The sequence below is a fragment of the Rhodococcus sp. NPDC019050 genome, from assembly GCF_055664235.1.
Map to the genome: position 1 here is coordinate 1 of NZ_JBVOON010000050.1, position 1,419 is coordinate 1,419.

The 1,419-nt window shown below is 62.6% G+C and carries 1 protein-coding gene; it reads left to right on the forward strand.

The genetic code is table 11. The features are described from left to right. Nucleotides 1–1,419 (forward strand): AMP-binding protein (locus tag AC0B44_RS21220; protein WP_471904699.1); only part of this gene is annotated, 1,419 nt, incomplete at both ends.

A 1,419-nucleotide genomic window follows, 5' to 3' on the forward strand; every position in this document is an offset into this window, starting at 1 on the left:
TGTGTCGGTGTGGGAGTTTTTCTGGCCGTTGGGTGTGGGTGCGCGGTTGGTGGTTGCTGCTCCGGACGGTCATCGGGATCCGGTGTATCTGGCGAAGGTGATGGCCGAGCGTGGTGTGTCGGTGGCGCATTTTGTGCCGTCGATGTTGGCGGTGTTCGTAAACGAGGCCGGGGTCTCGGATCTGTCGGGTCTGCGGTTGGTGTTCGCATCGGGTGAGGCGTTGTCGCCGTCGTTGGCGGCGCGGGCGCGGGCGGTACTTCCGGATGCTGCTGTGCACAATTTGTATGGTCCGACCGAGGCTGCGGTGGATGTGACGTTCCACGAGGTGTCCGATGCCGATGTGGTGTCGGTGCCGATCGGTGTGCCGGTGTGGAATACGCAGGTTTATGTGCTCGACGGTCGCCTGTCGCCGGTGCCGGTGGGTGTGGCGGGTGAGTTGTATCTGTCGGGTGTGCAGTTGGCTCGGGGGTATGTGGGTCGGCCGGATTTGTCGGCGGATCGTTTTGTGGCGTCGCCGTTCGGGGCGGGTGAGCGGTTGTATCGCACGGGTGATCTGGTGCGGTGGACCGGCGACGGTGAGTTGGAGTACATCGGTCGTACCGATTTTCAGGTGAAGTTGCGGGGGTTGCGGATCGAGCTCGGTGAGATCGAATCTGCTCTTCTGGGCTTGGATGGTGTCGGTCAGGCTGTGGTGCTGGTGCGTGCGGATGCGCATGCGGGTGAGCAGTTGGTGGCGTATGTGGTGCCGGCTGCGGGTGCGTCGGTGGATTCTGTGGTGTTGTCGCGTCGGTTGGGTGCGGTGCTGCCGGGTTATATGGTGCCGTCGGTGTTTGTGGTGCTCGATGCGTTGCCTCTCAACAGCAGTGGGAAGCTCGATCGGAAGGCGTTGCCTTCGCCCACTTTCGAGGCTCGTGAGTTCCGGGCGCCGCAGTCCGCCGTGGAACGGGTTGTGGCATCGGTGTTTTCCGAGGTGCTCGGTGTCGAGCGGGTGGGGCTCGATGATGATTTCTTCGGTTTGGGTGGTAATTCGCTGATTGCGACTCAGGTGGTGTCGCGTATCGGTGAGGCTTTCGGTGGTCGGGTGGCGCTTCGCACGATTTTCGAGGCATCGACGGTGGAGGCGCTTGCGGGTGTGCTCGAGTCGTCGTCGTTTGCGGCGGATCGGGTGCCTCTTGTTGCTGGTTCTCGTCCGGACCGGGTTCCGTTGTCGTTGGCGCAGCAGCGGGTGTGGTTCCTCAACCGGTTGGATCCGGGGTCGGCGGTGAACAATATTCCGGCGGTAATCAGGTTGTCGGGATCGTTGGATGTCGATGCGTTGCAGGCGGCGGTGTCGGATGTCGTCGCACGGCACGAGTCGTTGCGGACGGTGTATCCGGAGATCGACGGAGTCGGATTCCAAGAGATCCTGCCCGCATCGGA